The sequence below is a fragment of the Cupriavidus sp. GW821-FHT07C08 genome (assembly GCF_059419025.1).
This window is the reverse complement of sequence record NZ_JBWKQZ010000014.1, coordinates 121,961-146,590: the sequence shown is the minus strand read 5'-3', so window position 1 is coordinate 146,590 and position 24,630 is coordinate 121,961. Positions and strand designations below refer to the sequence as shown.

Annotated in this window: 21 protein-coding genes; 5 read left to right on the top strand and 16 right to left on the bottom strand. The window is 56.4% G+C overall.

Features of this window, described 5'->3' with window-relative positions:
• Nucleotides 1-4 precede the first annotated feature (4 nt).
• Complete coding sequence (locus AC07UK_RS18995) at nt 5-886, bottom strand: LysR family transcriptional regulator (protein WP_494686165.1); 882 nt, start codon at nt 884-886, stop codon at nt 5-7.
• Nucleotides 887-1,168: 282 nt separating this feature from the next.
• On the opposite strand from AC07UK_RS18995, the gene AC07UK_RS18990 reads away from it, so the two are divergent.
• The 3 genes from AC07UK_RS18990 (at nt 1,169) to AC07UK_RS18980 (ending at nt 4,896) form a co-directional block, all read left to right on the top strand.
• Complete coding sequence (locus AC07UK_RS18990) at nt 1,169-2,128, top strand: Bug family tripartite tricarboxylate transporter substrate binding protein (RefSeq protein ID WP_494686164.1); 960 nt, start codon at nt 1,169-1,171, stop codon at nt 2,126-2,128.
• A gap of 1,158 nt (nt 2,129-3,286) precedes the next feature.
• Nucleotides 3,287-4,240, top strand: a complete 954-nt coding sequence (locus AC07UK_RS18985; RefSeq protein ID WP_494686163.1) for a 5'/3'-nucleotidase SurE — start codon at nt 3,287-3,289, stop codon at nt 4,238-4,240.
• On the top strand, nt 4,237-4,896 hold the full coding sequence (locus tag AC07UK_RS18980) for a hypothetical protein (protein ID WP_494686162.1): 660 nt from the start codon (nt 4,237-4,239) through the stop codon (nt 4,894-4,896). The genes AC07UK_RS18985 and AC07UK_RS18980 overlap by 4 nt, the downstream gene beginning before the upstream one ends.
• A gap of 497 nt (nt 4,897-5,393) precedes the next feature.
• Here the strand turns inward: AC07UK_RS18980 and AC07UK_RS18975 are convergent, their stop codons facing one another.
• From AC07UK_RS18975 to AC07UK_RS18940, 8 genes are all read right to left on the bottom strand, one after another.
• The gene (locus AC07UK_RS18975) at nt 5,394-6,893 is read right to left on the bottom strand and encodes an amino acid permease (protein WP_494686161.1); all 1,500 of its coding nucleotides are present in this window, start codon (nt 6,891-6,893) and stop codon (nt 5,394-5,396) included.
• A 1,022-nt stretch (nt 6,894-7,915) separates the two neighbouring features.
• Nucleotides 7,916-9,022 (bottom strand): alkene reductase, encoded by a 1,107-nt coding sequence (locus AC07UK_RS18970; RefSeq protein WP_464227449.1) that lies wholly within the window; start codon nt 9,020-9,022, stop codon nt 7,916-7,918.
• A gap of 73 nt (nt 9,023-9,095) precedes the next feature.
• Nucleotides 9,096-9,650 carry an OsmC family protein gene (locus tag AC07UK_RS18965; RefSeq protein ID WP_494686160.1) on the bottom strand — a complete coding sequence of 185 codons (555 nt, stop codon included), beginning with the start codon at nt 9,648-9,650 and terminating at the stop codon, nt 9,096-9,098.
• Nucleotides 9,651-9,787: 137 nt separating this feature from the next.
• A complete protein-coding gene (locus AC07UK_RS18960; protein WP_464227451.1) occupies nt 9,788-10,462 on the bottom strand; it encodes a DsbA family oxidoreductase in 675 nt (224 codons plus the stop codon).
• A gap of 120 nt (nt 10,463-10,582) precedes the next feature.
• On the bottom strand, nt 10,583-11,179 hold the full coding sequence (locus tag AC07UK_RS18955) for a TetR/AcrR family transcriptional regulator (protein ID WP_494686159.1): 597 nt from the start codon (nt 11,177-11,179) through the stop codon (nt 10,583-10,585).
• Between the two features lie 190 nt (nt 11,180-11,369).
• On the bottom strand, nt 11,370-11,939 hold the full coding sequence (locus AC07UK_RS18950) for a c-type cytochrome (RefSeq protein ID WP_464227453.1): 570 nt from the start codon (nt 11,937-11,939) through the stop codon (nt 11,370-11,372).
• Entirely contained in the window at nt 11,923-13,143 is a 1,221-nt protein-coding gene (soxC, locus tag AC07UK_RS18945; protein ID WP_464227527.1) for a sulfite dehydrogenase, read from the bottom strand. The genes AC07UK_RS18950 and soxC overlap by 17 nt, the downstream gene beginning before the upstream one ends.
• Before the next feature lie 278 nt (nt 13,144-13,421).
• Nucleotides 13,422-14,000 carry a TetR/AcrR family transcriptional regulator gene (locus tag AC07UK_RS18940; protein ID WP_464227454.1) on the bottom strand — a complete coding sequence of 193 codons (579 nt, stop codon included), beginning with the start codon at nt 13,998-14,000 and terminating at the stop codon, nt 13,422-13,424.
• A gap of 377 nt (nt 14,001-14,377) precedes the next feature.
• Here AC07UK_RS18940 and AC07UK_RS18935 point away from each other — a divergent pair, with 377 nt between their 5' ends.
• On the top strand, nt 14,378-16,327 hold the full coding sequence (locus AC07UK_RS18935; RefSeq protein ID WP_464227455.1) for a sigma-54-dependent Fis family transcriptional regulator: 1,950 nt from the start codon (nt 14,378-14,380) through the stop codon (nt 16,325-16,327).
• Between the two features lie 76 nt (nt 16,328-16,403).
• Here the strand turns inward: AC07UK_RS18935 and AC07UK_RS18930 are convergent, their stop codons facing one another.
• The 6 genes from AC07UK_RS18930 to AC07UK_RS18905 form a co-directional block, all read right to left on the bottom strand.
• Nucleotides 16,404-17,153, bottom strand: coding sequence for a TSUP family transporter (locus AC07UK_RS18930; protein WP_494686158.1), 750 nt, complete (start codon nt 17,151-17,153; stop codon nt 16,404-16,406).
• A 114-nt stretch (nt 17,154-17,267) separates the two neighbouring features.
• Nucleotides 17,268-18,578, bottom strand: coding sequence for an MFS transporter (locus tag AC07UK_RS18925; RefSeq protein WP_494686157.1), 1,311 nt, complete (start codon nt 18,576-18,578; stop codon nt 17,268-17,270).
• 110 nt (nt 18,579-18,688) lie between these two features.
• The gene (locus AC07UK_RS18920; RefSeq protein ID WP_464227458.1) at nt 18,689-19,006 is read right to left on the bottom strand and encodes a Rieske 2Fe-2S domain-containing protein; all 318 of its coding nucleotides are present in this window, start codon (nt 19,004-19,006) and stop codon (nt 18,689-18,691) included.
• Nucleotides 19,007-19,024: 18 nt separating this feature from the next.
• Nucleotides 19,025-20,065: a 2Fe-2S iron-sulfur cluster-binding protein gene (locus tag AC07UK_RS18915; RefSeq protein ID WP_464227459.1), complete on the bottom strand. Its 1,041-nt coding sequence runs from the start codon at nt 20,063-20,065 to the stop codon at nt 19,025-19,027.
• 13 nt (nt 20,066-20,078) lie between these two features.
• Nucleotides 20,079-20,540 carry an aromatic-ring-hydroxylating dioxygenase subunit beta gene (locus AC07UK_RS18910; RefSeq protein WP_464227460.1) on the bottom strand — a complete coding sequence of 154 codons (462 nt, stop codon included), beginning with the start codon at nt 20,538-20,540 and terminating at the stop codon, nt 20,079-20,081.
• A 43-nt stretch (nt 20,541-20,583) separates the two neighbouring features.
• Nucleotides 20,584-21,801, bottom strand: coding sequence for an aromatic ring-hydroxylating oxygenase subunit alpha (locus AC07UK_RS18905; protein ID WP_464227461.1), 1,218 nt, complete (start codon nt 21,799-21,801; stop codon nt 20,584-20,586).
• Between the two features lie 470 nt (nt 21,802-22,271).
• Between AC07UK_RS18905 and aldA the strand changes: the two genes are divergently transcribed.
• Nucleotides 22,272-23,708 carry an aldehyde dehydrogenase gene (gene aldA / locus AC07UK_RS18900; RefSeq protein WP_494686156.1) on the top strand — a complete coding sequence of 479 codons (1,437 nt, stop codon included), beginning with the start codon at nt 22,272-22,274 and terminating at the stop codon, nt 23,706-23,708.
• Between the two features lie 224 nt (nt 23,709-23,932).
• Here the strand turns inward: aldA and AC07UK_RS18895 are convergent, their stop codons facing one another.
• Nucleotides 23,933-24,613 (bottom strand): Crp/Fnr family transcriptional regulator, encoded by a 681-nt coding sequence (locus AC07UK_RS18895; RefSeq protein WP_494686155.1) that lies wholly within the window; start codon nt 24,611-24,613, stop codon nt 23,933-23,935.
• Nucleotides 24,614-24,630 lie beyond the last annotated feature (17 nt).

The following is a 24,630-nucleotide window of genomic DNA, read 5'->3' as shown; positions in this document are numbered from 1 at the left end:
CCAGCTACTTCGGAACACGTTCTCGCAGCAGCCCTGCCAATCGCTCTGCTGCTCCTTTTGGAGGGCTGTCCGTTCTCCAAGCGAGGAATATCTCCCGCGCAAAGTTGCCTCCCGCGATGGGGCGCATGACAAGGCTCTCCGACTGGAAGATCGAGCGGTTCACGTCGGTAGCAACGCTGATTCCCACGCCGGATTCGACCAGCGCTTTGATGGTATGGATGTGTTCGGTCTCACACACCACTTCCATTGAGTCAGAGCTGAGTGCCGCGTCGATCTGCGCACGGGCCGCGGTTCCCTTCGCATAGTGGATGAACGGATAGTCGATGAGGTCCGTCAGTCCAATACTGGGCCGCTCCGCGAGAGGGTGATCCGCGCGACACACCACTCGAAAAGGGTCCCGCCAGAGGACTTCCGTGGTAATCCCTGGGGGGGCTACGTTAAGGGCCGTCACGGCAAAATCGGCCCGCTTCGCCTCAACGAGCGTCATACAGTCACGAGGAAAGACAGCGAACAGCTCTACCTGGATGCCGGGAATCGCTTGACGAAGCTCTCCGAGGATGGGAGGAAGCCACTCATACGTCAGCCCCACCATGGCCGCTATCGCCACCTGGTTCTTAGGATCTAGCGCCTCTCGGATGGAATGCATCCCCTCATCGAAATCACGTACAACCCGAGCCGAAAGCTCAGCAAACCGCTCTCCTGCTGGCGTTAGATGCACACCTCTTGAGTTCCGAAGTATGAGCTGGTGCCCTACTGTCTCTTCCAGGCCGCGCATCATTGCGCTAAACGCCGGTTGAGAAAGGTGTACTGCAGCTGCTGCCTTCGTAAAGTTCCGAAGCTGCTGCAATGCAATAAAGGCGCGCATTTGACGGGTTGACAGATCCATACAACTTGGTTGTGAGGTTCATACCTCGAATAGTACCCTTCCCTTGAGCCTTGAGCACACAGTCAGTGTCCCCGAGTGCGCTCGAGTACTTGGTCCGCTTCGGCGGCCCTCCCTGTAAATCCAGAGCACCCGCTACGCTGCAATCGGAGCCGTGGATCGCTGCAATCCAACTTTTGATTTGGACTGGTCACCGCCTTTTGCTTACAGTCTCGACACGGCATTTGGCCGAGCTAGAACCAGATTGCAGGAGACACAATGCAGGAAATGCGACGCAGGAGCGTCATGGCACTGGCACTTTCGCCGCTTGCCCTAACAGCGGGCGGTGCGCGGGCGCAGACCCCTGCCTCCACATACCCCAACAAGCCGATTCGGCTAGTGGTCCCATTCTCGGCAGGCAGTGCAACCGATCAGTTGGCGAGGGCTCTCAGCTCTGTCATTTCGGCGGCAAGTAAGTTTCCCATGGTTGTCGAAAACAAAGCCGGCGCCGCGGGCATCCTGGCTGTGCAGAGCGTGACCACGGCAGCTCCAGACGGGCACACCCTGCTAGTGGGCGGTACAACCACTCACAGTGCGAACCCCTTTCTCTTCAAGCACCTTCCTTACGATCCCATACGAGATTTCACACCGATCACGATGCTCGGCCAAGGGTGGCAGGTGCTCGTGGTCTCTCCAACACTACCGGTGCGTTCGCTTGCAGAGTTGATTAAGTACGCGGCCGCTCGACCAGGCATGCTCAACTATGCGAGCGGAAGTTCCGGGAGCCGAATCGGCAGCGAAGCGTTTCTTCAAAAGACCGGCCTCAAGATGACACACGTGGCGTTCAAGGGTAATCCCTTAGCGATCACTGAGGTGATGGCGGGCAGAACCGAGATGATGGTGCTGGATACGGGCACCGCTATCCCACACATCCGAAGTGGGAAGGTTCGAGCGTTGGGTGTGACGAACACAACGAGGTCGCCGCTCTTGCCCGAGGTACCCTCCATTAGCGAGTCAGTGCCAGGATACGACGTGTCAAACTACTTTGGTCTTTGGGGGCCAGCAGGTATCAGGCCTGAGCTCGCAGGGCGCATTGCTGCCATGTTCGCCGACGCGGCGAAGTCGGAGAAGGCCCGGAGCGCCTTCTATTCAGTGAGTGGCACTGCTGTACGCACGTCGACACCGGTAGAACTGGCGGAATACCAACGGCATGAGGCACAGAACTACGGGCGCATAATCCGTGCGGCAGGAATTGTCCCGGAATAGCCTACTTCATAGCGTGGCGCGGGCGTCGGCTTGAATTCGAGGCCCCGCCATCAAGCTAGTAACGTATTGAGAGCGGTCTCCCGCAGCAGGAAAATCACCTTATATTTTTTCAACGTGTCGTGGCATCGCATATAGCAAATGAATCTAAGCCATGCCACCTCCACGGAGATATACGATATTGTCACACGTCGGCCGACCACAAGGCGCCCGACGGGAGGGCCGCCCTTTCCATTGAAAGGCTTCGGTGGTGACCGCCTCGTTGGTCGGCTAGATTACGGCAGCAACGGGGGGAGACCGGTCTCTGTGGGGGAAAGAGTTGAGACGGCCGGCACGCGGGCGAAGATAGCGCGTGGCTCGAAAAGACTGTCGGAAGCATCCAGGTCCGGATGCCGGAAGGACCCTCGCTTTAAGCGTGTAGGGGGCCTTCGGCTGTCCCCAGCATATATAAAGTGAGAATATGCTTACTAAAAAAGCCTAAGCATATCTTTACGTAAGCATATGCATTTGGTTATTCCTGATCCTATGCTTAGGTTTCCATATGTATTGGGAATAACCCAATACTCCTCAGCGCAGATCTCTTCGTCTGGTTGAGCATACCTGTACGTGCACATGGACCGCTTCGCGGTCGGGCAGCCAGGAAGAACTGTACGGATGCAAGCCATTCCTGCTCCACACATCCCTGCGCTCGCTCCGAACCACCAAGGCATACGGGTTCTCGTACACGCGTTAGATTCCGCCCAGAAGCCGCGCAAAACTCCCATCGGCTGCAGGGGTCTGCAGCGCATCTCGCCCTCCGCTGTCCGAAACCTGTCGTCTGCCCCATTCCACTCTCGGTAGTGCTGGAGTCCATCGCCACAGAAGGTCGGGGGTGTCGGGGGCATCATTTTCATCTACCGCGTTCCCCGTCTTGTTGAGTGCCAGGCCAAGGAGGCCAAGTGTCTGCCGTCCCTCTAGCCGGATTCTGCAGAGAACACTAGGGCCAACATTTCTCATTTTGAGAATGTCAGTTCTCAAACAAACACTTTAATCAGCATTAGCTGTCATAAATCTCGATTAACGTCATGTTGGCCGTGCACTCCTAATCGAGCTGCTCAGTGCTACCTCGCGTGTATTACCAGCGAACACCTCACCTTTCTTAAACGCTTCGACATTACTGAAATGGAAACCCGCTACATCGCCGCAGCCTTACTGGCCTGCACAGCGAGCCCGGCCTTCGCTCTGAATATTTTGCTCACCAACGACGATGGCCTCACCAGCAACTTAAAGGCACTGTACGAAGCCCTTAAGGGTGCAGGCCACAACGTCATCGTCAGCGTTCCTTGCACTGGACAGAGCGGCCGCGGCGCAGGCATCGTCATGTACAGCACGACGATCATCGTCCCTGACAATGACAAGACCCAAATCGAGGCCGAAGGCGGCTGCCACAACGGCGCCGCTGCCACCGGTGAGCCGGCGGTGGGCCCTTTTACAAAGGCGGGCTACACCAACGGCGACTACAACTACGCCCATGGCACCCCGGTAATGGCGACGATGTACGGGTTGGATGTGCTTGCTCCTGCGCGCTGGGGTAAGGCGCCCGACCTGGTGCTATCCGGGCCAAACGAAGGGCAGAACCTCGGCTACGTCGTCAATAGCTCTGGCACCGTGAGCAACGCCCAGAGCGCGGCACAGCGCGGCATTCCGGCCATCGCCCTGAGCGCGGGCGGGGACTCTGTCGACAACGCAGGCCTGGCAAGCCCCGTTTCCGGGGTCGTTGCACAGCTGACTATCAAGCTTATCAACACGCTGCGTACCAAGGCGAACGGTGGTCCGCTGCTACCTGCAGGGCTGGCGCTGAACGTCAACTTCCCGAATGCACCGTCGGCAGCCACCCCTTTCGCGTTCTCGCGGCATGGCACTTACGACATCTACCAGTTTAGGTTCAAGGGCACGGCGCCATACGGCCTGGGAGTGGGCGGGAGCCCGGGATCGCCAACGCCTGCTCAAAGCGAGGATGAATCCGTTGTCTACAAGACCAAGACGGCCGTCACAGCCATGCAGGTCGGCTTCGAGCAACGCCCTGCGGGCCAGCAATGGCTGCGACTGCGCCTAGCTGAATTGTTTGGTCAGTGAGGCATGCCGATGAAACGCTTCCTTCCCGTTTTCTCCCTGGTGACCGCGAAGTACTGACCGGCTGCGGCGGCGACAATACGTCCGATAGCGCGAGCGCGGCCACCAGCTTGTCGGTCGCCGATGTCGATCCTGGTGCTTACATTGTCAGCGTTGGCGACAGTGAGAATCCCGCGGTTGGCAAGTACTACGCGGCACCGGACGGCAGCCGGCACCTAGTAATCGCCGATGCAGACGACAAGGCCACTCTCATCTACCGGCGCGCCAAGGGTGGCAACTGGGTTGCCGCCCCTGCTTCCACTGACGCCGTTAGCGTCAAGCTGTTGCGGGCGGATCCAGTGCCTGCGGCAATCGTCGAGATGATTAGCGTGGCGGGAATGTACACGACCGCGCTACCATCTGGCGCTGCGGCGCGCTTCACGATCACGCCGGAAGGCAAGGTCACGCCCGGAGATTCGGCGTGCCAGCTCTCGGGCATTGTAGACGCGCATGGCATGCCGAATACGCTGAGCCTGAAGCTGTCTGCGGCAGACTGCGGCACGCTACCTGCCAACGTCAACGGCATACTGGCGGTCGACACCGACTACCGTCCCGCCGCATTCCGCCTGATTGCAGACGATGGCAACCGGATTGTGGACCTCTGGGCCTATCGCGACTGACCTGATCAATCACCCTGCCAAACGGTGCCAATCCTACGGGGTAGGCGCCGTTTATCGCTTCGCTGCGGCGTTGGAGCGAATGAGCCGTCGGAGCAAGGCGTTGGCGTGCGGCGTGTCACGCGGCCCGGTCAACTTTGCATTCGCTTGGTTCGAAAAAAAGACCAGCCATCATCCACGGGGACAAACGATGGCCGGATAAAGGGTCAGGTTCAAGCCCCTCACAACGCTCTTGCTTTTATCGAGTCGCGCGGAAGGCCTCGGCCTTCAGGCCAGGTACGCAGGGCGCTATAGCGCTCGTGCAGAAAGGCGCCACGGTTCTTGGAATAAGAGGCAACGGCTGCGGAACGGTTCAGGACCGCAACGTTCACGCCGCCAAGAACATCCTTGTCCTCGGGTACGGGTCTAGCAGCAAATCCCTGCCCTTCCAGCACCGCTGGCAGTCGCAGGCTGAGGGCACGGAGAACATCAAGGATTGACGCCGCCTCTGCACATGGAGATCAATTTTCCACCTGAGAGCCTTGCGCATAGGTTGATACACGGAACCGCTCTTTCGAGCCTGTCGCCTTTCGTCTGGCAAGGCGCCAGCCAACTGCCAAGCCAATAGCGAGTACCGGAATCATTGCGAACGTAATCGTCCCATTCGGATAGTCCAATGCCATCAATAGCAGCACGACTGCGAGGAACACCAAGGTAAGCCACGACGTGAATGGCGCGCCAGGCATCCGAAACGAAACATCACGCATTTCGCCGCGATTCACTGCGCGCCGGAAGAGAATCTGGCAAAGGACGATGGACGCCCACGTCGTAATGATGCCGATGGCAGCAATATTGAGGACAATCTCAAATGCTCGCTCTGGAACGATATAGTTCAGAGGGACGCCAATCGCAATGAGGCAGATCGTCACCACAATGCCGCCATAAGGTACGCCGCGGGCATTCATCCTGGCGACGTATTGAGGAGCTGACCCACCCATGGCAAGGGACCGCAACACACGCCCAGTCGAATACAAGCCAGCATTGAGATTGGACAACGCAGCAGTGAGCACAACAACGTTCATAATGCTGTCGATATGCGGGATTCCCAGCTTGCTGAAGAACGTCACGAACGGGCTTTCATGCGCACTATATGCAGTCCAAGGAAGCAGCGTGATCAGCAGCAGTACCGATCCAACGTAAAATAGTGCGATCCGCCACATGACGCTATTGATGGCTTTAGGCAACACCTTACGAGCATTTTCGGTTTCACCTGCTGCGACCCCAACAAGCTCAATGCTGGCATACGCGAATACCACACCCTGAACAATCAGAACGGCGGGAAGAATCCCATGCGGAAAGATGCCGCCATTGTTCGCGATGAGTTGCAGTCCTGGAGTATGTCCGTCAATAGTCTGTCCACTGGCGAGAAAGAATGTTCCAACAACCAAGAACAACACGATTGCGCCGACCTTAATAACGGAGAACCAGAACTCCATTTCGCCGAACAGTTTCACTCCGATCATGTTAATGACCGACACAACTGCGAGTGCTCCTAGCGCGATCGTCCACTGAGGTACGTCCGAGAAAATGGCCCAGTACTTCAAATAAATCGCAATAGCCGTGCTGTCAGCGATGCCCGTTGCCGCCCACGCTAAATAGTACATCCAGCCTGTGACAAATGAAGCGCGCTCGCCCATAAACTCACGGGTATAGGAAGCGAAACTCCCACTTGTCGGCCTGTGCATGACCAACTCGCCGAGTGCTCGCATAATGAAGAACGCGAACACACCGCACACGAGATAGGCGACTGCCAAAGCAGGCCCCGCACTCTGCAACCTGCCGCCAGCACCCAGGAACAAACCAGTCCCAATTGCGCCCCCCATCGCGATCATTTGCACGTGTCTGGGCTTTAGCTTCTTTTCATAGCCTGCTTCATGAGAAGCTAGCCAGCTTTCCTTATCGGAATTACCGTCGCCTTCTATTTTGGCAGTAGGGGCTGCTCTGTTGTTAAACCTATCCATTATGTTCCTCCTCTGTTGACGTACTTATTAAATACTTTCAACGACATATAGAGCGGATCAGCCTCGCAACCCGACCCACCCTACTAGTTGGTAAGTGCCCCTGCGCAAAAAAAGGAACCATGTCGCCTGCGAGCGATGGTTCCTTCAGCCGAAACTAATGATCGCAACGTTAGTTGTCGCGGCCACGTCGCGCGCCGCCTCCCTTTGTGGCACCGGAAGGTTCATGTTTTCAACACAGGCTACCTACTAGTTGGTAAGCCGTCAACCCGTGGTAACACCAATCTGGCGCCTGATGCCAGGGAAGATATGCTGTGGATCTACGACGGTTGTGCTATTTCGTCGCCGTTGCCCAGCACGGAAGCATCAGCTTTCTGCTTCAGGCCAAGCATTGATTGCCCAACCCACGCCGACTCGTCAGCTGCGGGCGTTGACGGAAGCTCGAAACTGCGCTGTTTGAGCGAACGCCACGCAGCGCAATCTGACCGACGCAGGCAAGCAGTTGCTAACGGACGGGAACAGGATCCTCGACGACACGGCGGCAGCGTGGAGTTCGCCTGGCTGCCTCGCAATATCGCCCAAATCTGGCACGACAAGCTGATTCACTGCATTTTTTTAAGGCAGTGTTCATTCCCAAGCATCCGTCCACGGTGTGGAAATGGGTTCAATGCTCACGCTAGTCGCTGCGGGCATGGGGTGCACAGCGCTCCCCGAATCGATGAGAAAAATTGCGCCAGTGGTCTCAAGCTACTTTGCGAGACAAGGCAAAAGCATGGGCTAGTAGGTTTCCCATACTAGCCCATACACCGCTCTTTCGCAGAGAGCAAAAATGCGCATAGCAGCCGCGCACGCAGCAGACGCTGCGCCCATGGAATAGCCATGAAGCAACCACACCGGTGGCCGTCTTCACGCAAGATCTCATGAGTGGAAGTCGCCGCGACTTGGAAGTCGCGGCACGAGTCTGGACTAGGGCAGGGCCCCGTCAGCGGCTCCCATCCATGCTTACGTCGCCCCGAACGTTTCGATTATGCAGCTTCACGCTCGTAGCGCGGATAGTCGGTATACCCCTTCGCCCCGATGACGCCATAAAAAGTGGATCGATCGCTTTCTGCAAGCGGCCAGCCATGTTTCATGCGCTCGACCAGGTCCGGGTTAGCAATGTACGCAGTTCCGAAGGCAATAAGGTCCAACTCACCCTTCCTCAACTCCGCATCGGCGATTTCGCGATTGAATCCGCCAGCGGCAATCAGTGTGCCTTGATAGGCTTTTCGGAACTTCGCCCCAAAGCCGGCGGGCACATCCGCGGCAGTGATGGTGGGCTGATAGTTCAGATGCACGTAGGCCAGCTCTCGCACATTGAGTTCGGCCGCGACACTCATCCAAGCCTCCTCCTCGTCGGCATAGGGCCCCAAATCGTAGAGGCGTCCAAACGGCGAGAAGCGAACACCGACCTTCTCACCGCCAATTGCTGCAGCAAGAGCGTCGATTGTTTCCAGCAGGAAGCGTTGGCGATTCGCGAGAGAACCACCATACTCATCCGTCCGCTTGTTCAATTCACTGCTGAGGAACTGGTCAAACAGGAAGCCATTCGCTGCCATGAGCTCGACTCCATCGAACCCTGCCTCCATCGCGCGCAGCGCAGATGAAACGAAGTCCATCGTGACACGTTGGACCTCTTCAGTGGTCAGTGCTCGCGGAACGCTAGGCGCGACAGGGCCGGCTTCGCCGGTTTCCGTCCATGCGTACACGGTTGTATTCGTAGCGGGCACTGTGCCCGAGGACACGGGAGCGGCATTGCCGGGTTGAATGGAAACATGAGACATCCGACCAACGTGCCACAACTGCGCGAAGATTTTGCCGCCCTTCTCATGCACAGCCGCGGTGACCTTGCGCCAGGCCTGAGTCTGTTCGTCGGTATAGAGTCCAGGCGTGTACAGGTATCCGCGGCCTTCATCGGAAATCGGCATTCCCTCAGTAATGATCAGGCCAGCCGATGCTCGCTGTGCATAATAGAGCGCCGTGAGTTCATTTGGAGTATTGTCGGTCGTTCTGGTCCGCGTCATCGGGGCCATGACCACCCGATTGGCCAATGAGATGCCGGACAGATTGTATGGGGCAAACAGATTGTTCATTTCGTTCTTCGCTAAGGAGTTGAGCGCCGAGGAGGTGACTTCGACGTGATAGAGGAAAGATGCGCTTGGCAGGTTACGCCTCGCGGATCTCCAGCGTGGGAACCATGCGGATGGCCTTGGAGAAGTTAGCCAAGTTCACCGAAGTCTTGGATACGATCTCGTGCAGCTTTTCCACCTCCTCACGCGACGCGTCAGTGTGCAACCGCACTGCGTAGCTCACTTCGTCGTAGCCAGGATTAACGGTTTCGTCCAGACCGAGAAAGCCACGCAAGTCCAGCTCGCCGTCGGTTTCGATTTCAAGGCTGTGGACCGTGATCCCCATCGCTGCAGCGTTGACAACGTAACCCACCGACAGGCAAGCATTGAGCGCAGCCATGAGGAGTTCCTGAGGATTCGGTGCAGAGTTTTGCCCGAGCAATTCAGTGGGTTCGTCTGCGGCAATTTCGAAATGCCGCTGGTGTTCGACGCCACCCAGGGAATAGTGGCTAACAGTCGCCACGCTACGAGTCTGATGCTCCCATTTCGTCTTGACGTTGAAGCGGGCGCTTCGCTTTGAAATATCTTCGGCCACGCCCTTTGCAAATTGGCTCAAAGCTGCAACGTCGATACCATTCCGCTTATCATTCATGGATAAGTTCCTTCTTAAAAAGGCGCTTCTGCGCATATGAAATTTACGAGACACACATAGCGTGTCCGCTAGCTTGCGAATGCCGGCCCACTTTGTTGCCAACCTCGCTTAAATGAGAACACTATTTTCTCCACCTACTAGCTTGTACAGCCATTGATGCTGCAAGTCGCGCCGGCATCCTCCGCCGAATCTTCAACATCAGCCGCCGCCTTTAGCAGGGTCGCTTCAAAATTGGCCACTTCGCGCGCTCCCGAGACGAAAAATTTGTCATTAAAGACAAACAACGGAACGCCATTTGCTACCTGACTAGCCTCGATCTCATCACGCGCTATCTCTGATGCCAGTTCGCGGGACTCCAAATCGAAGGGCGCGCTAACGCCGAGCTCCTTTGCGAGGGCAAGAAGTACGTTGCTATCAAAGATGTTGAGTCCGTCTGTGGTAACGCCACGGTAGATTCCTTCAATCATCCGTTGCCTGTCAGCTGACGACTCGATACTCTTGACCAGAACATGCGCAGCGGTCGTATCACCAAAGCGCATGGTGTCAAAGTTGTACTGCAATCCTTCCGTTACGCCGGCTTTTGCTACTGCCGCCATCATCCCTTCGGCTGCAGCCGAATTACCAAACTTTGTGTAAAGAGTTTCCTTAAAATCCATAGGCGCCATGCCTCTAGCAAGGCGGTAGGCCTTCAGGGTGACAACTACCTCGACTTGATTTTCCAGAGCCATCACGGCTTTTTCAAAACGCCGCTTGGCAATCCAGCACCAGGGACATACGAAATCCGACCAAATCTTGACGTTGACTCGCTTCATGATTATGTTCCGCGAACCCACCCTACTAGTAGGTAGGTATTGAGATTAAATAAAAGGACCAGCCCATACAGACGGTCCTAGTGCAACCAGGGATATGATTTTCCCCGCGACAATCAGTCCTTACTTATCGAGGCCGGCTACAAGTCGAACAAAACTCCAATCGAGTGTCTCACCGTCCTTCAGCGCCCAGTTAATAAAGCTCGCGCCTTCCAGTGCACTCAGCAGCTGGAATGCCTTCTGCCGCGTGCCAGGAACTGCCGGAATCTCTCCATTGACTACCCCCACATCGAAGATCTTTGTCAGCCACTTCAACTGAAGATCGAAGAAATGGTGCGTGAGTCTTTGCAAACCCACCGGTAGCGCTGCCATTTCGGCGGCGAGCGCACCACAGAGCGGCAACAAGCCGCCTTCACTACTGGCGCTGAAGGCGAGGAAAAACGCCTTCAGGCGACCTTCCAGGTCTTGATGGAGCTGTTCGATGCGCTCGAAGTCGATGCGCACCCGATCGATGTACGCTTCGACGATGGCTACACCCAAATCTTCCTTGGTGGGAAAATGGTGATGGATGCTTGCCTTCTTGATACCGACGGTGTCAACAAGGTCGGCATAGCTGAAAGCAGCGTACCCCTTCGAGCGCATCAAATTTTCCGCAGCGCACACCAGCGCTTCCCGCGTTCCCATCGCCGTCATCCGACTAACCATCCCTTCGTCATCCAATGCAGGGCATTCTACCTACTAGTTGGTTGGTTGTCAAACACTCAAGCTGGGCGGTGACGATTGCCTACAGGGTCACTTCCCTATGGCGAAATGCGTAGCACTAGTAACACAGCATTAGGAGTAGCGCCGCTTCCGTCGATTGGACCGAGGGAAGCGGGGTACCAGATGAACGCAAGCTAGCTTCGAGCAACTAAGGCTTCTTGTTTCGGGGGTCTGGAATAAAGCCATCCCGGTTCGGCATCCTCACATTCGCAAGCGTCTTATGGCTCAACGTGGTAGTGGAGTCAATGATCTTCCCTTCCGAAAGGATATAGGCTGACAACGCATATACCTCATTGTTGGTCAGACTACCAGGCGCATTAAAAGGCATGGCACGCTTAATGTAATCGAAAAGAGTTGTTGCATAGGGCCAATAGCTTTCAACTGTCTTTATCGGGGCTTTAGTTGGATCATTATTTACCAGGGTGCCGCGGCCACCTATAAGGCGATCAGCAATTCCGCCTTCCAGGCTGACACCATGGCATGCGGCGCATTTTTGCTGAAAGATTTCCCTCCCCTCCTTCGCACTGCCAGCTCCTTTTGGCAATCCTGTACCATCTGGCAGAGGAGATATAAAACCCGCGAGATCGTTCTCAGTCGCAGGCGCTCCAAAGCCAAACGTTCGCACACTATCCGCGGCAATCGATAGTCCTTGGCCGCCTCCCGCGTAAAGAACGCAAAGAAGGACTACATTACGTACGCGCCTAGCCGTAGTGAACATTGGAGACCCTCCCGTCAGATGCAACTTTCCAGCTTTGGATTGCGTTCAAGTGATATACCGAGGCGACGGGTCCGTTGGTGCCACGAACTTTGGTAAGCTCAGCCAGCGTTGGCTGCCGGTATCCAGTGTCATCGACACAGCGGCTTTGCAGGACACACTCCTTCCCATCCCATTGCCATGCGAACCGGAAGCGTGTGTGACAGATCGGGAGGACAGGTCCTTGCAATTTCGCTTCCATCCAACTTTTTCCGCCATTGACGCTGATTTCAACCTTGCGGATGCTGCCCCGGCCGGACCATGCGAGCCCTGTGATCTCATAAAAGCCGGGCCCACGGAGCAACATCTCTCCCGAGGGATACGTGATTACAGACTTTGCGTCCATCTCGAATGAAAATTGGATAGCCTTCCCACTCGGAAGCAAATCAGTGTACTTGGAGGTTTCCTCTCTCGTCATAAATGGCCGGTCGGAAATCTCAAGGCGCCTTAGCCATTTGATATGCGTGTTTCCCTCATAGCCTGGAACGATCAGGCGCAACGGGTATCCCTGCTCGGGACGAATGGCTTCACCGTTCTGGCCATATGCCAGAAAACAATCCTTCAACGCCTTATCGAGAGGAATGCTCCGAGTCATGACTGCTGCGTCGCCACCTTCCGCTAACAGCCATTTAGCACCAGGCTTTATACCAACTTCGTTCAGAATCGTAGCAAGCGAAACGCCGGTCCACTCGGAGTTCGATGTCAATCCGTGCGTACCTTGCACCGTTTTCATCGTCGGCTTTATCCATTCGGTCAGACCGTTCCCTGAGCATTCAATGAATAAAATGCGGGATATAGATGGGAAACGCCTTATATCTTGCATACCAAACTTCTTGGCCTGCTTCACCATGCCATGAACGTAGAGCATGTGCTTGGAGGGATCAATAGTCGTGATACCTCCATGATGGCGTTCGAAGTGAAGTCCGGAAGGGGTGATAATCCCGAGACCATTTTGCAGCGGCGTCATCGTCCAAGATGACTGGTTTGTCGGTGTTTTAGGCCGAGTACGGATTTCGGTCTCAAACTGCGAACGCGTTCCATAGCCTCCATCCGCCCATGTGTCTTCACCCTGCACTTTGGTCGGATCTGGGGGAACCTCCCGGTTTTTCGCCCCTGCCGGTGTAGCTGACATGGCACTGCTAGCTACCCCCGCACCCATCGCGGCCATACCGCTAGCCAGGAATGCTCGACGACTAAACGAGTGGTTTTCATCGAGATAATAGGGAGAGTCGGGATTGCTTCGTTCGGTAGTCAAAAAGCTCTCTTCCCTCGATCGACGAGCTTCCACCGTTGGCCCCGCCCAAGGATCTTTTCGGCCGCCAGATTTCTCCTGCATTGGGTTGTCTCCGCATGGGTTTTGGTTATGAAACTGTACCGATCGGTCGGTACAGTGCGGCCCGTGATAATGCGCTACAGGGCCTCGATGAAATGATGCTTAGTTAAGGTTTACGGTTGCACCATGCGAAGCGCCATCTCATTTAGACGCTCCGCGATTGCCTCCGGGCTAACCGGCCCTTCAGGGCGAATCCAAAGGTAACTGTAGAAATACATCCCTAGCACGCCCTTCAAAACGACGGAATCGTAGGGCCGGAAAATTCCCAGGTCGGCCCCATCGACAAGAACCTCGCGCCACGCCTTCTCGTATTTCGAATGCAGCGCCAGGACCTCCTCTCGTCGGCCATCAGTTAGCGATTGCACGTCACGGAAGCAAACTGTCAGTTCGGCTTGGTGAGACGCAATCTTCAGCACGAGATGCTGACCAAGTACTTTGATCCTCTCGCGAGGATCCATATCTGCATCCAGCTGCTCGGCGAAAGCTGCAAGATCCGTGATGTACTCTCGCGTAATCTCGTAGAGCAAGTCCTCCTTGCTGTGAATGTGGTGGTATAGCGCTCCGCGTCCCAGTTTGACCGCCTCTTGAATCGCGCTAATGCCTACAGCGTGGTATCCCCGTTGCGCAAAAAGCTGCGCCGCAGCCCTCAGGATGCGGTCTCGTTGCAGACCGTGACTGACTCCCTTCCCCATAAGCTTGTGGCTCCCATCATTGTCTGCCCTTAAGAATAGGTCGTTGGACCGACCAGTCAATACAATCCCGCACTTTTAGCGTTTTGTGCCAAAAAAAGTGCAGATATTAGGTCATCAAGACTGGTTAGCAGTGTGGTAACGCGCATTTTCTGTACCGAACGGTCCACCAGGCTGGCCATGCTCGAGCCTCCAGGCCCGGACGGAAATGGCAAATCCCGAGAGGAGCGGCGAGCACCTCCTCGAGCGGGCGCTTCGGGCAAACGATAGGCGGCTTCTTGCCCACAAAGGGGCGCCTTATACCGAGAACTGCTTTACCATAACGATGAGTGCCGACCAGCGAAGTCGCGCCTACTTACCCCAAAACAGTGGAGACACGTGTGCCCCCGGAGTTCCATCCAGCCAAAGGCGCCCTAGCAAAACATGCCTTGGAGGCGTCTTGGCAGCGTTCTGTTGCGTCAGGATTGGCCGAAACACATCAGGTTCGCCCAACTGGGACGTCCTGGGCAGATGCCCGGGCGGTTAGGTCGCGCAACAGCAAACTTCTTAAATATGCCGAGCCTTCTGTCGAAAACACTTTCGAGCAGATGGCCGGTACCGGCACCGTGGTCGTGTTAGCCGATGCTGAGGGCATCATTGTTTGTAGCAAGGGGGATGCTGACCTAATGTCCGGGCCTTTCGGCCCCCTCTTTCAGCCGGGCGTTAGTTGGTCAGAAAGGATTGCTGGCACAAATGCCATCGGCACTTGCGTAGCCAGCCGTGCGCCAGTGACAGTCGATTTGGCCGAGCATTATCTGATCCCATTTCGGTCACTGAGCGGGGCAGCTGCGCCGTTTTTTGACTCTGCCGGCGCAATAGCAGGCGTTTTCGCTGCATACAGCACGAGCCCTGCCATCCACGCACTTCCATTGATTCGTACGGTAGCGGTGCTGATAGAGAACCGCATGCTCGTGCGTGAGATGGCCGACGAAATCGTCGTCGTTTTCCATCCTGTCGCCGAGTACCTTACGACCATCAAGCAAGCGATAGCGGTGTTTGGGCCCGACGGAAAGCTACTCGGTTCGAACAGTGCAGCACGTTGTCTCCTGAATCTGGGCCCAAGCGACACCCTGGGCAAGCGATTCACGGATTTGTTCGGGTTCAACTTTTCCTTGGAGCGCTTTGTAGACAAGGCCCGCGCGATGAGGGGCAGCCAGTTCGCGGCCTCTCTCCGGGATGGCCGCGACGTAACGATGATCGTGAACGTGGGACTTACTGGCGAGGCAGCTTGCTCAGGCCGGGCCCCCACTGATGCCGGTCAAAGTACGGACCAGCAACAAACGACGCCAAGAAGCGCACGCGTTCTGCTAAAGGACCTCGACCTCGGGGACCCGCAGATGCAACGAGCGATTCAGAAGGCTTCGATGATTCTTGGCTCCGACATCCCGCTGCTTATTGAAGGCGAATCAGGCGTTGGCAAGGAGGTCTTTACTGCTGCGTTTCACAACTCCGGGCCTCGGCACAACGGGCCTTTCGTCGCTGTCAACTGCGCAGCGATTCCAGAGGGGCTGATTGAGTCTGAACTGTTCGGTTACGAGGAAGGGGCATTTACTGGTGCGAAACGCAAAGGCTTCCCCGGAAAAATCTTGCAGGCAAATGGAGGAACGCTATTTCTTGATGAAATCGGAGACATGCCTCTATCCCTTCAAGGCAGGCTGCTGAGGGTGCTGCAGGAGCGTCAAGTCACTCCTCTCGGCAGCACGCGGAGCATGCCTGTCGATGTCTCCATCGTTTGCGCGACACATCGTTCGATGATCGAAGAGGTCACGGCCGGTCGCTTCCGCGAGGACCTTTACTATCGGCTAAATGGTCTTCGCATCCGTCTTCCATCCCTTCGGGAAAGGAAAGACATTTCTTGCCTAATTGATTTTGTCATCAACGCGGAGAGCGGCGGCAGGAAAATTGAAGTCGCACCGGACGTGCGCCACGCGCTTTGCACACACCCATGGCCAGGCAACATCCGTCAGCTTCAAATGACTCTGCGCACCGCGCTTGCAATCCTCAGGGACGGCACTGAGCTAAGGCTTGAGCATTTGCCAGATGAACTTCTTCCAACCGAAGGGTCGGAGACGCCGCTCCAGGCAGATGCGCAACCCTGCGACCTGGCACAAATTGAGATGGATGCCGTTCGACGGGCCATAGCCGCATCGGATGGCAACATGTCCGAGGCCGCGCGAGTATTGGGCATCAGTCGGAAGACGCTATACCGCAAGCTGGAGAAACTGTCGGCCCAGTCTGCGGCAGGCCAGGCTGCAAAAGAGCAGATCGCCCCGCGAACAAAGGGCACCTGATTGGGACCGATGTGGTGCCTCAATGATCTCGGGCTGGCGGCACTGCTTAACGGACCAGGTAGTGGGCGAACGGCGCTCATCGCCACCCCATCGCAACGATACAAATGCCCATCGCTGAAAGCAGCAAAAATGCGGCGCGCCGTATGGCTAACTCAGATAGCTGCGGTGGAAAACGAATGAACAACGCTGTCGTAATTGCCACCACCGGTATCGATAGCAGGCCCAGATAGACGGCGTTAGAGTCGACCCCCCCATTTGCTGCGAGGATAGTGATCCGCATCAGCGATATGGTGCCAAAAATTCCTAGAAGCGTGAGCCTTACCTGTTCCAGTGCCAGTGGCTGTATGTAGAACTGATAGATGATAGGCGGACCAGGTACGCTGAACATTCCACCTAGGACGCCACCGACACCGCCAGCCAATACAAAGCTTGTCGATGGTGAGGTCACCGCTCGCGCACGGGGACGCACGCAAAGCGTAGCCCCAGCCACCAAAACAACGACGCCAAGAGTCAGTTGCAGCAGCATGGCGCTGCGTGAGCTAACGGTTTCAAGCAGCCAAACACCTAACGGCACGCCAGGAATTATCCCTAATAGCGTACGAATAAAGAGCTTTCGGTTAAGGAGATGGAGATTGCCGCGAAGCGCCAGCGCTGTGTTCACCAGCGTCATGATATTGATTGCAGTCGCGGTCGTCTCAAGTCGCACGAGTTGAAGCACGACAGCTGCGCCAAGCACGAAGATGCCAAGGGCAAACCCTGTGAAGGCTTGCAGGTAGCTCCCTATGGCAACTATGCAAAGAAAACCAATCAGGGCGGTAGTGCTCACGGTCAGCTCCAAGGCGCGTCGGACCAAAAATTAACCGCGCCACGTTCTTGTTCTCTCATTAAGCTTGGTGACAAATGAGACAAGGCGCGACTGAGTCGCGCCTTGTCTTGACTTTTATGCCACTACACCGCACTCACTGTCTAGCGCTGCCTTACGGCGACTGAGCGCAACAAGCCCGATAAGTGCCATCACTTCTGAGGCAACGAGCAGCGCTGAGATCGGCCAGGTACCGTACTTCGGAAGCACTGCGGTTGAAAATAGAGGAACGAGTCCGCCGATGATCGTCGCAGCCTGGCTGCCTAGCGAGATGCCGGTATACCTGAGTTGCTCGGGGAACAACTCGGTAAAGTACGCCGGCAGGACTCCCCACATAGCCCAGAGGGGGCCAGCCATCAACAGCATTGCCAGCCAGATCCACTTGATCTCACCGAGGTCAGCGATTGTGAAAAACGGGAACGCTATAGCAGTGAGAATCACAAACCCAGTCAGGAAGATCGGCCTCTTTCCAATACGGTCCGACAATGCTCCCGCAGTTAGGATGACAAGGGTGAGCAAAAGGTTGACCACTACAACACCGAGAAGCACCATCGATCTGTCCAACTTCAGGACGGAGGTGGCGTAATAGGTCAGAAACACCCACACTGTGTAGAACGGGACCGTAATCGCACCCAGGTAGACGAACGCGGTATACACGACAACCCCCGGATGATCCCGCAGCACTTCGACAACGGGAAACTTGGCAATCTTGCCCGCTGCTTGCGCTTTTCGGAAGGCAGGCGTCTCAGTGACCTTCATGCGGATATACAGGCCTGACAGCAGCATGACGATGCTGAGCAGGAACGGGACGCGCCAGCCCCAGGACATGAACTGTTCCTTGGTCAGAAAGTACGAAGCACTGAAAAGGACCGCGGTCGCAATAGCCAGCCCAAGCGTGGCACCGATTTGAACAACGCTACCAAAAAAGCCGCGGCGAGCCGGCGGTGAATACTCAACGGCCATCAACACCGCGCCACCCCATTCACCCCCTAGCGCAATGCCCTGCATGAATCGGCAGGTGGTCAGCAGAATCGGAGCCCAAACGCCGATCACCTCATAAGTCGGCAGCAACCCGATTGCGAAAGTCGACGCGCCCATCATTGTGAGTGTAGTGATGAGCATGGTCTTTCGCCCGATTCGGTCCCCGAAGTGCCCGAAAAGAACGCCTCCCAGCGGTCGAGCGACAAACCCGACCGCCAAAGTGCCGAATGAAGCGAGCGTGCCGGCAACTGAAGAATACGCTGGAAAGAAAAGTTGGCCGAAAACTAGTGCTGCAGTAAAGCCATACAAAAAGAAGTCGTACCACTCCATGATGGTTCCAACCATACTTGCGGTTGAAACTCGCGCGGGGGATACCGGCATCTCGTTGTCTAGAGAATTGCTGGTCATCGTTGTCTCCTCGTTTCGTGTCGAAGATGGATCTAGTAGTAGTGCGCTATTGATTTAATTGGTTGCGCAAATGACGGGTGGGGGATTTCACCAAGCCGTCGTGACCATGGCTACAGCTTCATATCGGGATCTACGTAGATGGCCTCTCCTTCCATATCGACCCTGTAAACATTTAGTGGGCACTCGGCGAGTCCCACGGGCTCCCCTGTTGCTACGTTCCACTGCCACATATGCTGGTGGCAGGTCAGCACTTCACCGTCGAACAGCCCATCTTCCAACCGTACCTCCTGATGTGGGCAAACGCCATCGCAGGCGTAAACCTGGTCATCCACCCGCAACAGAAGAATGGAGGCTCCGCCGGCGAGATCGAAGGTGGCCATGCCGTTCTCGGCAATGTCCCGGCGGTCACAGACATAATGACGTGCCATTTCCTTTCTCCTTGCGAGTCAGTTAAATTTGTCGTACGAAATACACGTCGGACTGAGCTTTCCTTGCAGCACAAGTCCGCGCATGGCCGCGTCAACCGCCGGAGGGGGACCGGCTAGAAAGGCGTGGACATCCGAAAGTCGTCCCTCCATCTGCTTCAGCGCAACCTCGTGAACGAGACCCCGTGTGAACGCCAACCCTGGGTACTGATGTGCGACATCTAGCGAAACCGACTCATCGGAGATGCAAATCGTGACGTCGAGTCCGCCTCGTGCTGCACGCGCGAAATCAGCTAGGCGCTCCAAAAAGAACGTGTCTCGCATAGACCGCACGCCGAAGAAAACAGCCCCCGTCCTTTCCCAAAAATAGTCTAGCTCTTGCGCATGCGAAAGAATGGACATCATCCCCGCCACTCCGCTGCCTCCGGCAATACAGAGCAAGTTCTTCTGCTGCGAAGGTTTGAAGACGGCTTGTCCAAATGGGCCCATTACACGCACAGCTGTTCCCACCTGATTCGCCCCAAAGTAAGCTTCCGAAAGTCCTCCCCCGGGCTTCCTCTTGATCAACAGTTCAAGCCTGCAAGAGTCACGCTCGTGATTGACGATTGAATATGCCCGGTAGCCACTGAGACCTGGAGTTGCAAGCAGCACAAACTGGCCCGCCTGATAGTTCATCGGCTCCTGAAGTTCGATCTCCCATGAGGCCACATCGTGCGTCAGCAACTCCCAACGGGTCACTGTCCCATTTGCGGCGAACGGCAGAACTTCCTCAGGCGCAACCCGTGCTACGGACTGCTTCAACTCGATTTCGCAGTCACCCCGTGGCGCACACTGGCACAGCAGAATTTCGTCAGCTTTCGCTGCTGATTTTTTTCCGGGCGCGGCACTCCACAGGTCTTCGACCTTGCCTGCCGTGAGCCGCGCGCTGCAACTGCCACAAGTTCCGCTCGCGCATGCATATGGCAATGCATAGCCTCTGGAAAGCCCCGCCATCAACAAGCTCTGGCCCTCGTCGGCCTCGAACTCATGGCGCTCGTTCCGAGAGTGAATGGTGATCTTCATAATGTTCATGACTCTAGAAAGGAACGTGATAGCCTTTTCCGAGCATTCTGGTATCCAGTCGTACCTCTCGCTGCACCAGTAGTGCCCCGTCGCTGCCGAGCTGGATCTCATCGAGATACTTGCCGACTGCAACGAGAGAGGTAGTCCCACCTTGTAGCTCCGTGCGGAATACCTGAAGTGCCGACATCACCTTCACATGTCCTTCCCGGTCTGCCGGTTCTACTGTGAAGATCGAAAAATGGCGCGTGAGCGGTGTCCGGTCCATGTTCTGCTTCGGCAGCAGGTTGAACAGATCCTTCAGATCAAGCTTGCTCTTCTCCAGCCAGAGCATGTCTTTTCGGATTTCCGGACTATATGCCGCGATGCGATAGTTGAAGCTCTCGTGGCAGAGGGCCAGATACCCTGGGTAGTCATTTCCATCCAGCGCCAGGCATGATTTTGCGATCAGCGCGCGAACGGTGCTTTCGATTTCCATGTCGATGTCCTGTATTAAATGTCGGAATTTTCTGGTTCAGGGCTTACAGCTCGCAAAAGGGGTCAGATGCCTTACGCCCCATGCGACGACTCCATTCCTGATAGAAGTGGCGCATGCCAACTTCGTCGTGAATCTTGTTGTTCTCTACCCGTGCATGCAGGATGACGGGAGCTTCGGTCCGGTCGGCAAGCGCAAGACCCTGTCCATATGCCCCCATGAGATCCTCAGGGAGATTGCGTCCAAATGGGCCCCAGATGGAGTTGTGCATACGAACACGCGCTGCCCGCTCTTCGGGGGTATCAGCCTTTAGACCGAAGCCGCGATACTCGATAAGAAGCTTGTTCGGGCCGAGCGGAAGAACCGTGTCAAGCCGGAATGCCGGAGCTCGAATATTGAACGTCGCACCGGGAAAGAGGTCGACCAGTGCCCAACGGTTGGGGCCCAACCCTGGCCAACCGAGCGTCTGCTTTTCGTGGCCTTTCATTGCGTCGTACTTCAGCATCATGTCCGTAACCTGAGCATGACCGCCTTCGAAGGTGACGAACTCCCGGTCGAAGTAGCCGGGCTGCAGCATACCCGTGACCCGGTTGTGGTAGTGCATGTAGTCGTGGTACAGCTCGCAGTTGGTGTCATGCCAAAGCTTGTAGTTACCTTCGACAACCGCGCGGTGGTAATGGAAGATCTCCAGAGGCTCTGCCAGCATCTCTGCCAACGGATCAAGAGCGCCGTTGAGATACTCTTTGAGCGAAGGCCCGTTATCGTCGACGTTGACCCATACGAAACCGCCGTGCGCAACTTCCGACCGGAATTCGCGCAAGCTGTAATCGCACTTCGACACACGGTCCTGGTAGCCCTCCTTTTCGCGAGGGATGTCGACGCAGTTCCCGCGCGCATCAAATGCCCACGCATGGAAAATGCAAGTGATGCGCTTTGGCCCGCCGGACGCGCTCGCTGCCGCAATCGATCCAGAGGCTTCATGCAACAGCAAGTTGCCCCGGTGAGGGCAGATATTGTTGAAGACGTGAATCTTGTTATCCTCGTCTCGGATGATGATCATGTTGTGGCCGCCAGGGTGCTCGTACAGGCGGTAGTCAAGCGGAGCCGGCAACTCGCTTTCATGACAGGCGACCAGCCAACATTTGTCGAAGATCTGCTGTTGTTCTTCCTTGAAGATCTCTTCGTCCGTGTAGATCCTCGGATCTACGAACTGCGATGCGGTAAGGGAAGGTCTCCGGGTCCATTCCGAGCCGTTGCGCGACATTTCTGCTCCTTGTGTGGGTCAAGTAGGTTGACTGCACCCTTTCCTCTACAGGTTCTGTGCCAGCCAGGCTTTACCTAGGGGAAATCCCGACGATAGATCCGCCCCACGGGAGCAATTCATGCCGCTTTCCGCGGTGCAACACGCGCTCGACCCCATTCGGACAGCGCCACCTGTGTCGAACCGACCCAACTTCCCCGCGCGCGCTGTAGCGTTTGGAAACACCTGTCACCCCCCCATCAATAGCGACAGGCAGCCCCAACTGCGCGCTGCAAGCAGTTCTTGATAGTCGGTGGCAACTACTAGAGCCCGCATCAGACTTGGCACGACCATTGCAGTTTCCGTCGTCAGCCGTTAGCCGACAGGTGCATTCACCGCGTCTTCCCGGCAAGACCCGCCCACGCGTACCGAGGAGACAGGGCGCGGGTGCGGAGAGAGTTCCATGTCTGACTTGCAATCCCAAAGGAGCAGGAATGTTCGACGACCATCGCAACTTCATTGATGGGGTGTTTTCCAAACAAGCTTCAACTGCGCAGTTGGCGGTACTGAATCCAGCAACCAACGAGACGCTCGGCTACATTCCCGATTCGGATCGAGCTGACATCAATGCTGCGGTTGCGGCAGCACGTCGCGCGCAAGGCCCCTGGGAACGGCTTCCGGCCATTGAGCGCGCCAGTTTTCTTCGCCGCATTTCCGCGAAGATTCGTGAAAACAAAGCGCACCTTGCGGAGCTGATTACTCGCGAACAAGGCAAGGTACTGAGCCTGGCGGAGGTGGAGGTAAACTTCACCGCCGACTACATCGACTACATGGCCGAATGGGCGCGCCGTATTGAAGGCGAGGTTCTCACCAGCGACCGCCCGAACGAAACGATTCTGCTGCTGCGCAAACCAATCGGCGTAGTCGCCGGGATCCTTCCGTGGAACTTCCCATTCTTCCTGATTGCTCGCAAGATGGCTCCCGCTCTTGTGGCCGGCAACACGATTGTCATCAAGCCGAGCGAAGAGACGCCGCTGAACGCATTTGAGTTTGCGAAGCTGGTCGCCGAGTGCGACTTGCCTCCAGGTGTTTTCAATCTGGTTGGCGGCGGCCGAGACGCAGGCGCGACGCTGGCCGGCCATGCCGGCGTGGATCTTGTATCGTTCACGGGAAGTGTCGGCACTGGCGTTCATATCATGCTAGCGGCCGCCCAAAACCTGACGCGGGTCAATCTGGAACTGGGCGGGAAGGCGCCGGCGATCGTCCTAGCCAGCGCCGATCTTGACCTGGCAGCCAACGCCATCTACCACTCACGCATTTTGAATTCCGGACAAGTCTGCAATTGCGCAGAGCGAGTCTACGTTGAGCGCTCAGTCGTTCCGGCCTTCACTGAGAAGATCGTCGCGCTGATGAAGTCGGCTACTTTCGGCGACCCCCTAGTAGACCGGACCGTCACCATGGGTCCGTTGGTCAGCGCCGCGCAGCTCTCGAAGGTCGCTGCCGCGGTCGAGACAGCGAAAAGTCAAGGCGCGCGGGTGGCGCTTGGTGGCAAGGTTGCAGACCGCGCCGTCGGCCACCATTACGAGCCGACTGTGCTGGTTGATTGCAACCATGACATGGACATCATGCGCACGGAGACGTTCGGCCCAGTGCTCCCGATCCAGGCCGTTGATTCGCTGGACGAAGCAATTCGCTACGCAAACGACTCGGAGTATGGGCTGACCTCATCCATCTTCACCAACGATCTGAATGCGGCCATGCACGCATGCCGCGAGCTAAAATTCGGTGAGACCTACGTCAATCGCGAGCACTTCGAGGCGATGCAGGGTTTCCATGCGGGCCGACGGAAGTCTGGCATCGGAGGTGCAGACGGCAAGCATGGCCTCTATGAGTATATGGAGACGCACGCCATCTACATGCAGACGAGGTAAGTCAGCCATTGCCAGGTAAAAGGGTGTTGCTCGAGTAGGGCAACACCTCTTTTTTTGCTGCCCCATTCGACCGTGGTCGCTATTGCAACCCCAACCTCTTTGCTGCTTACCAACCGTCTGACTGCTCAGCGCTAGGCACTAACTCCTTCCGCAAGGCATGAAGAGCCACAGAATGGTGGTCGCTGCTCTGGGCCGGGCTAATTTCTCCCCGGGAGAATGCCACTTCAAAGTCTGAGGGCACTCCAAGCCGACGCTTCGGCTTCATCTGCTGCGCAAAGCAATGCGGCCATCGTCTCACCAACGGGTTGTGAGCTATCGCTCGGCTGCAGGACTTTGTTCCGCATCATTGATATGGCCTTGATGCACTGCCTGAGTGCTTGATCCTTCTTCAGTTCCCCTTCCTGAGCTAGGGACGGAACGCTACGAGTCCCTTCCTGCCAACCGCTTCGTGGCTCGCCATAGCTCAGCAGAAGATTCTCAATAAGGGCCAGATCCTGATCTAGTCGAGCATTCAACTGGTCAATCACCCAGCGACTGAATTGCCGACTGTCGTCGAGCAGCCACTGAAATGTGGCTAGTGGAACTAGCGCCACAAGACTGGAACGGGCAGCACTCACGGCATATGGCCGGGGCTGCCGGTTCAGTATGGCGCCTACGCCAAGCCACCCCCCAGTGAACACGCTCGAAAAGGCGACGCGCCGACCATTGCCGTTAACTGCATCGATTCTCAAGGCGCCTTCGATTACACCGAGCCAGTGCTGAGGTGCCGATCCACGCTGACAGACGACTTCACCAGTAAGATAGCGTTGGACAGACGCGTCCTGCTTGACGCGGTCAAGCTGCTCGTCGCTCAGCCCCGCACTCCAAGCAGCGGTGTCGATGAATCGAGAAAGATCAATGGACATGGTCCTCAGCACTGGTT

Excerpts from the sequence above, each read along its gene's own strand:
- soxC (WP_464227527.1), bottom strand. The coding sequence starts at position 13,143 with ATGGCCGCGATGGGTGCGGGGGTAGCTAGCAGTGCCATGTCAGCTACA.
- AC07UK_RS18990 (WP_494686164.1), top strand. The coding sequence starts at position 1,169 with ATGGCACTGGCACTTTCGCCGCTTGCCCTAACAGCGGGCGGTGCGCGG.
- AC07UK_RS18895 (WP_494686155.1), bottom strand. The coding sequence starts at position 24,613 with ATGTCCATTGATCTTTCTCGATTCATCGACACCGCTGCTTGGAGTGCG.
- AC07UK_RS18905 (WP_464227461.1), bottom strand. The coding sequence starts at position 21,801 with ATGTCGCGCAACGGCTCGGAATGGACCCGGAGACCTTCCCTTACCGCA.
- AC07UK_RS18960 (WP_464227451.1), bottom strand. The coding sequence starts at position 10,462 with ATGAAGCGAGTCAACGTCAAGATTTGGTCGGATTTCGTATGTCCCTGG.
- AC07UK_RS18950 (WP_464227453.1), bottom strand. The coding sequence starts at position 11,939 with ATGTTCACTACGGCTAGGCGCGTACGTAATGTAGTCCTTCTTTGCGTT.
- AC07UK_RS18975 (WP_494686161.1), bottom strand. The coding sequence starts at position 6,893 with ATGGATAGGTTTAACAACAGAGCAGCCCCTACTGCCAAAATAGAAGGC.
- AC07UK_RS18915 (WP_464227459.1), bottom strand. The coding sequence starts at position 20,065 with ATGAAGATCACCATTCACTCTCGGAACGAGCGCCATGAGTTCGAGGCC.
- AC07UK_RS18910 (WP_464227460.1), bottom strand. The coding sequence starts at position 20,540 with ATGGAAATCGAAAGCACCGTTCGCGCGCTGATCGCAAAATCATGCCTG.
- AC07UK_RS18965 (WP_494686160.1), bottom strand. The coding sequence starts at position 9,650 with ATGAATGATAAGCGGAATGGTATCGACGTTGCAGCTTTGAGCCAATTT.
- AC07UK_RS18970 (WP_464227449.1), bottom strand. The coding sequence starts at position 9,022 with ATGAACAATCTGTTTGCCCCATACAATCTGTCCGGCATCTCATTGGCC.
- AC07UK_RS18940 (WP_464227454.1), bottom strand. The coding sequence starts at position 14,000 with ATGGGGAAGGGAGTCAGTCACGGTCTGCAACGAGACCGCATCCTGAGG.
- AC07UK_RS18985 (WP_494686163.1), top strand. The coding sequence starts at position 3,287 with ATGGAAACCCGCTACATCGCCGCAGCCTTACTGGCCTGCACAGCGAGC.
- aldA (WP_494686156.1), top strand. The coding sequence starts at position 22,272 with ATGTTCGACGACCATCGCAACTTCATTGATGGGGTGTTTTCCAAACAA.
- AC07UK_RS18995 (WP_494686165.1), bottom strand. The coding sequence starts at position 886 with ATGGATCTGTCAACCCGTCAAATGCGCGCCTTTATTGCATTGCAGCAG.
- AC07UK_RS18925 (WP_494686157.1), bottom strand. The coding sequence starts at position 18,578 with ATGACCAGCAATTCTCTAGACAACGAGATGCCGGTATCCCCCGCGCGA.
- AC07UK_RS18920 (WP_464227458.1), bottom strand. The coding sequence starts at position 19,006 with ATGGCACGTCATTATGTCTGTGACCGCCGGGACATTGCCGAGAACGGC.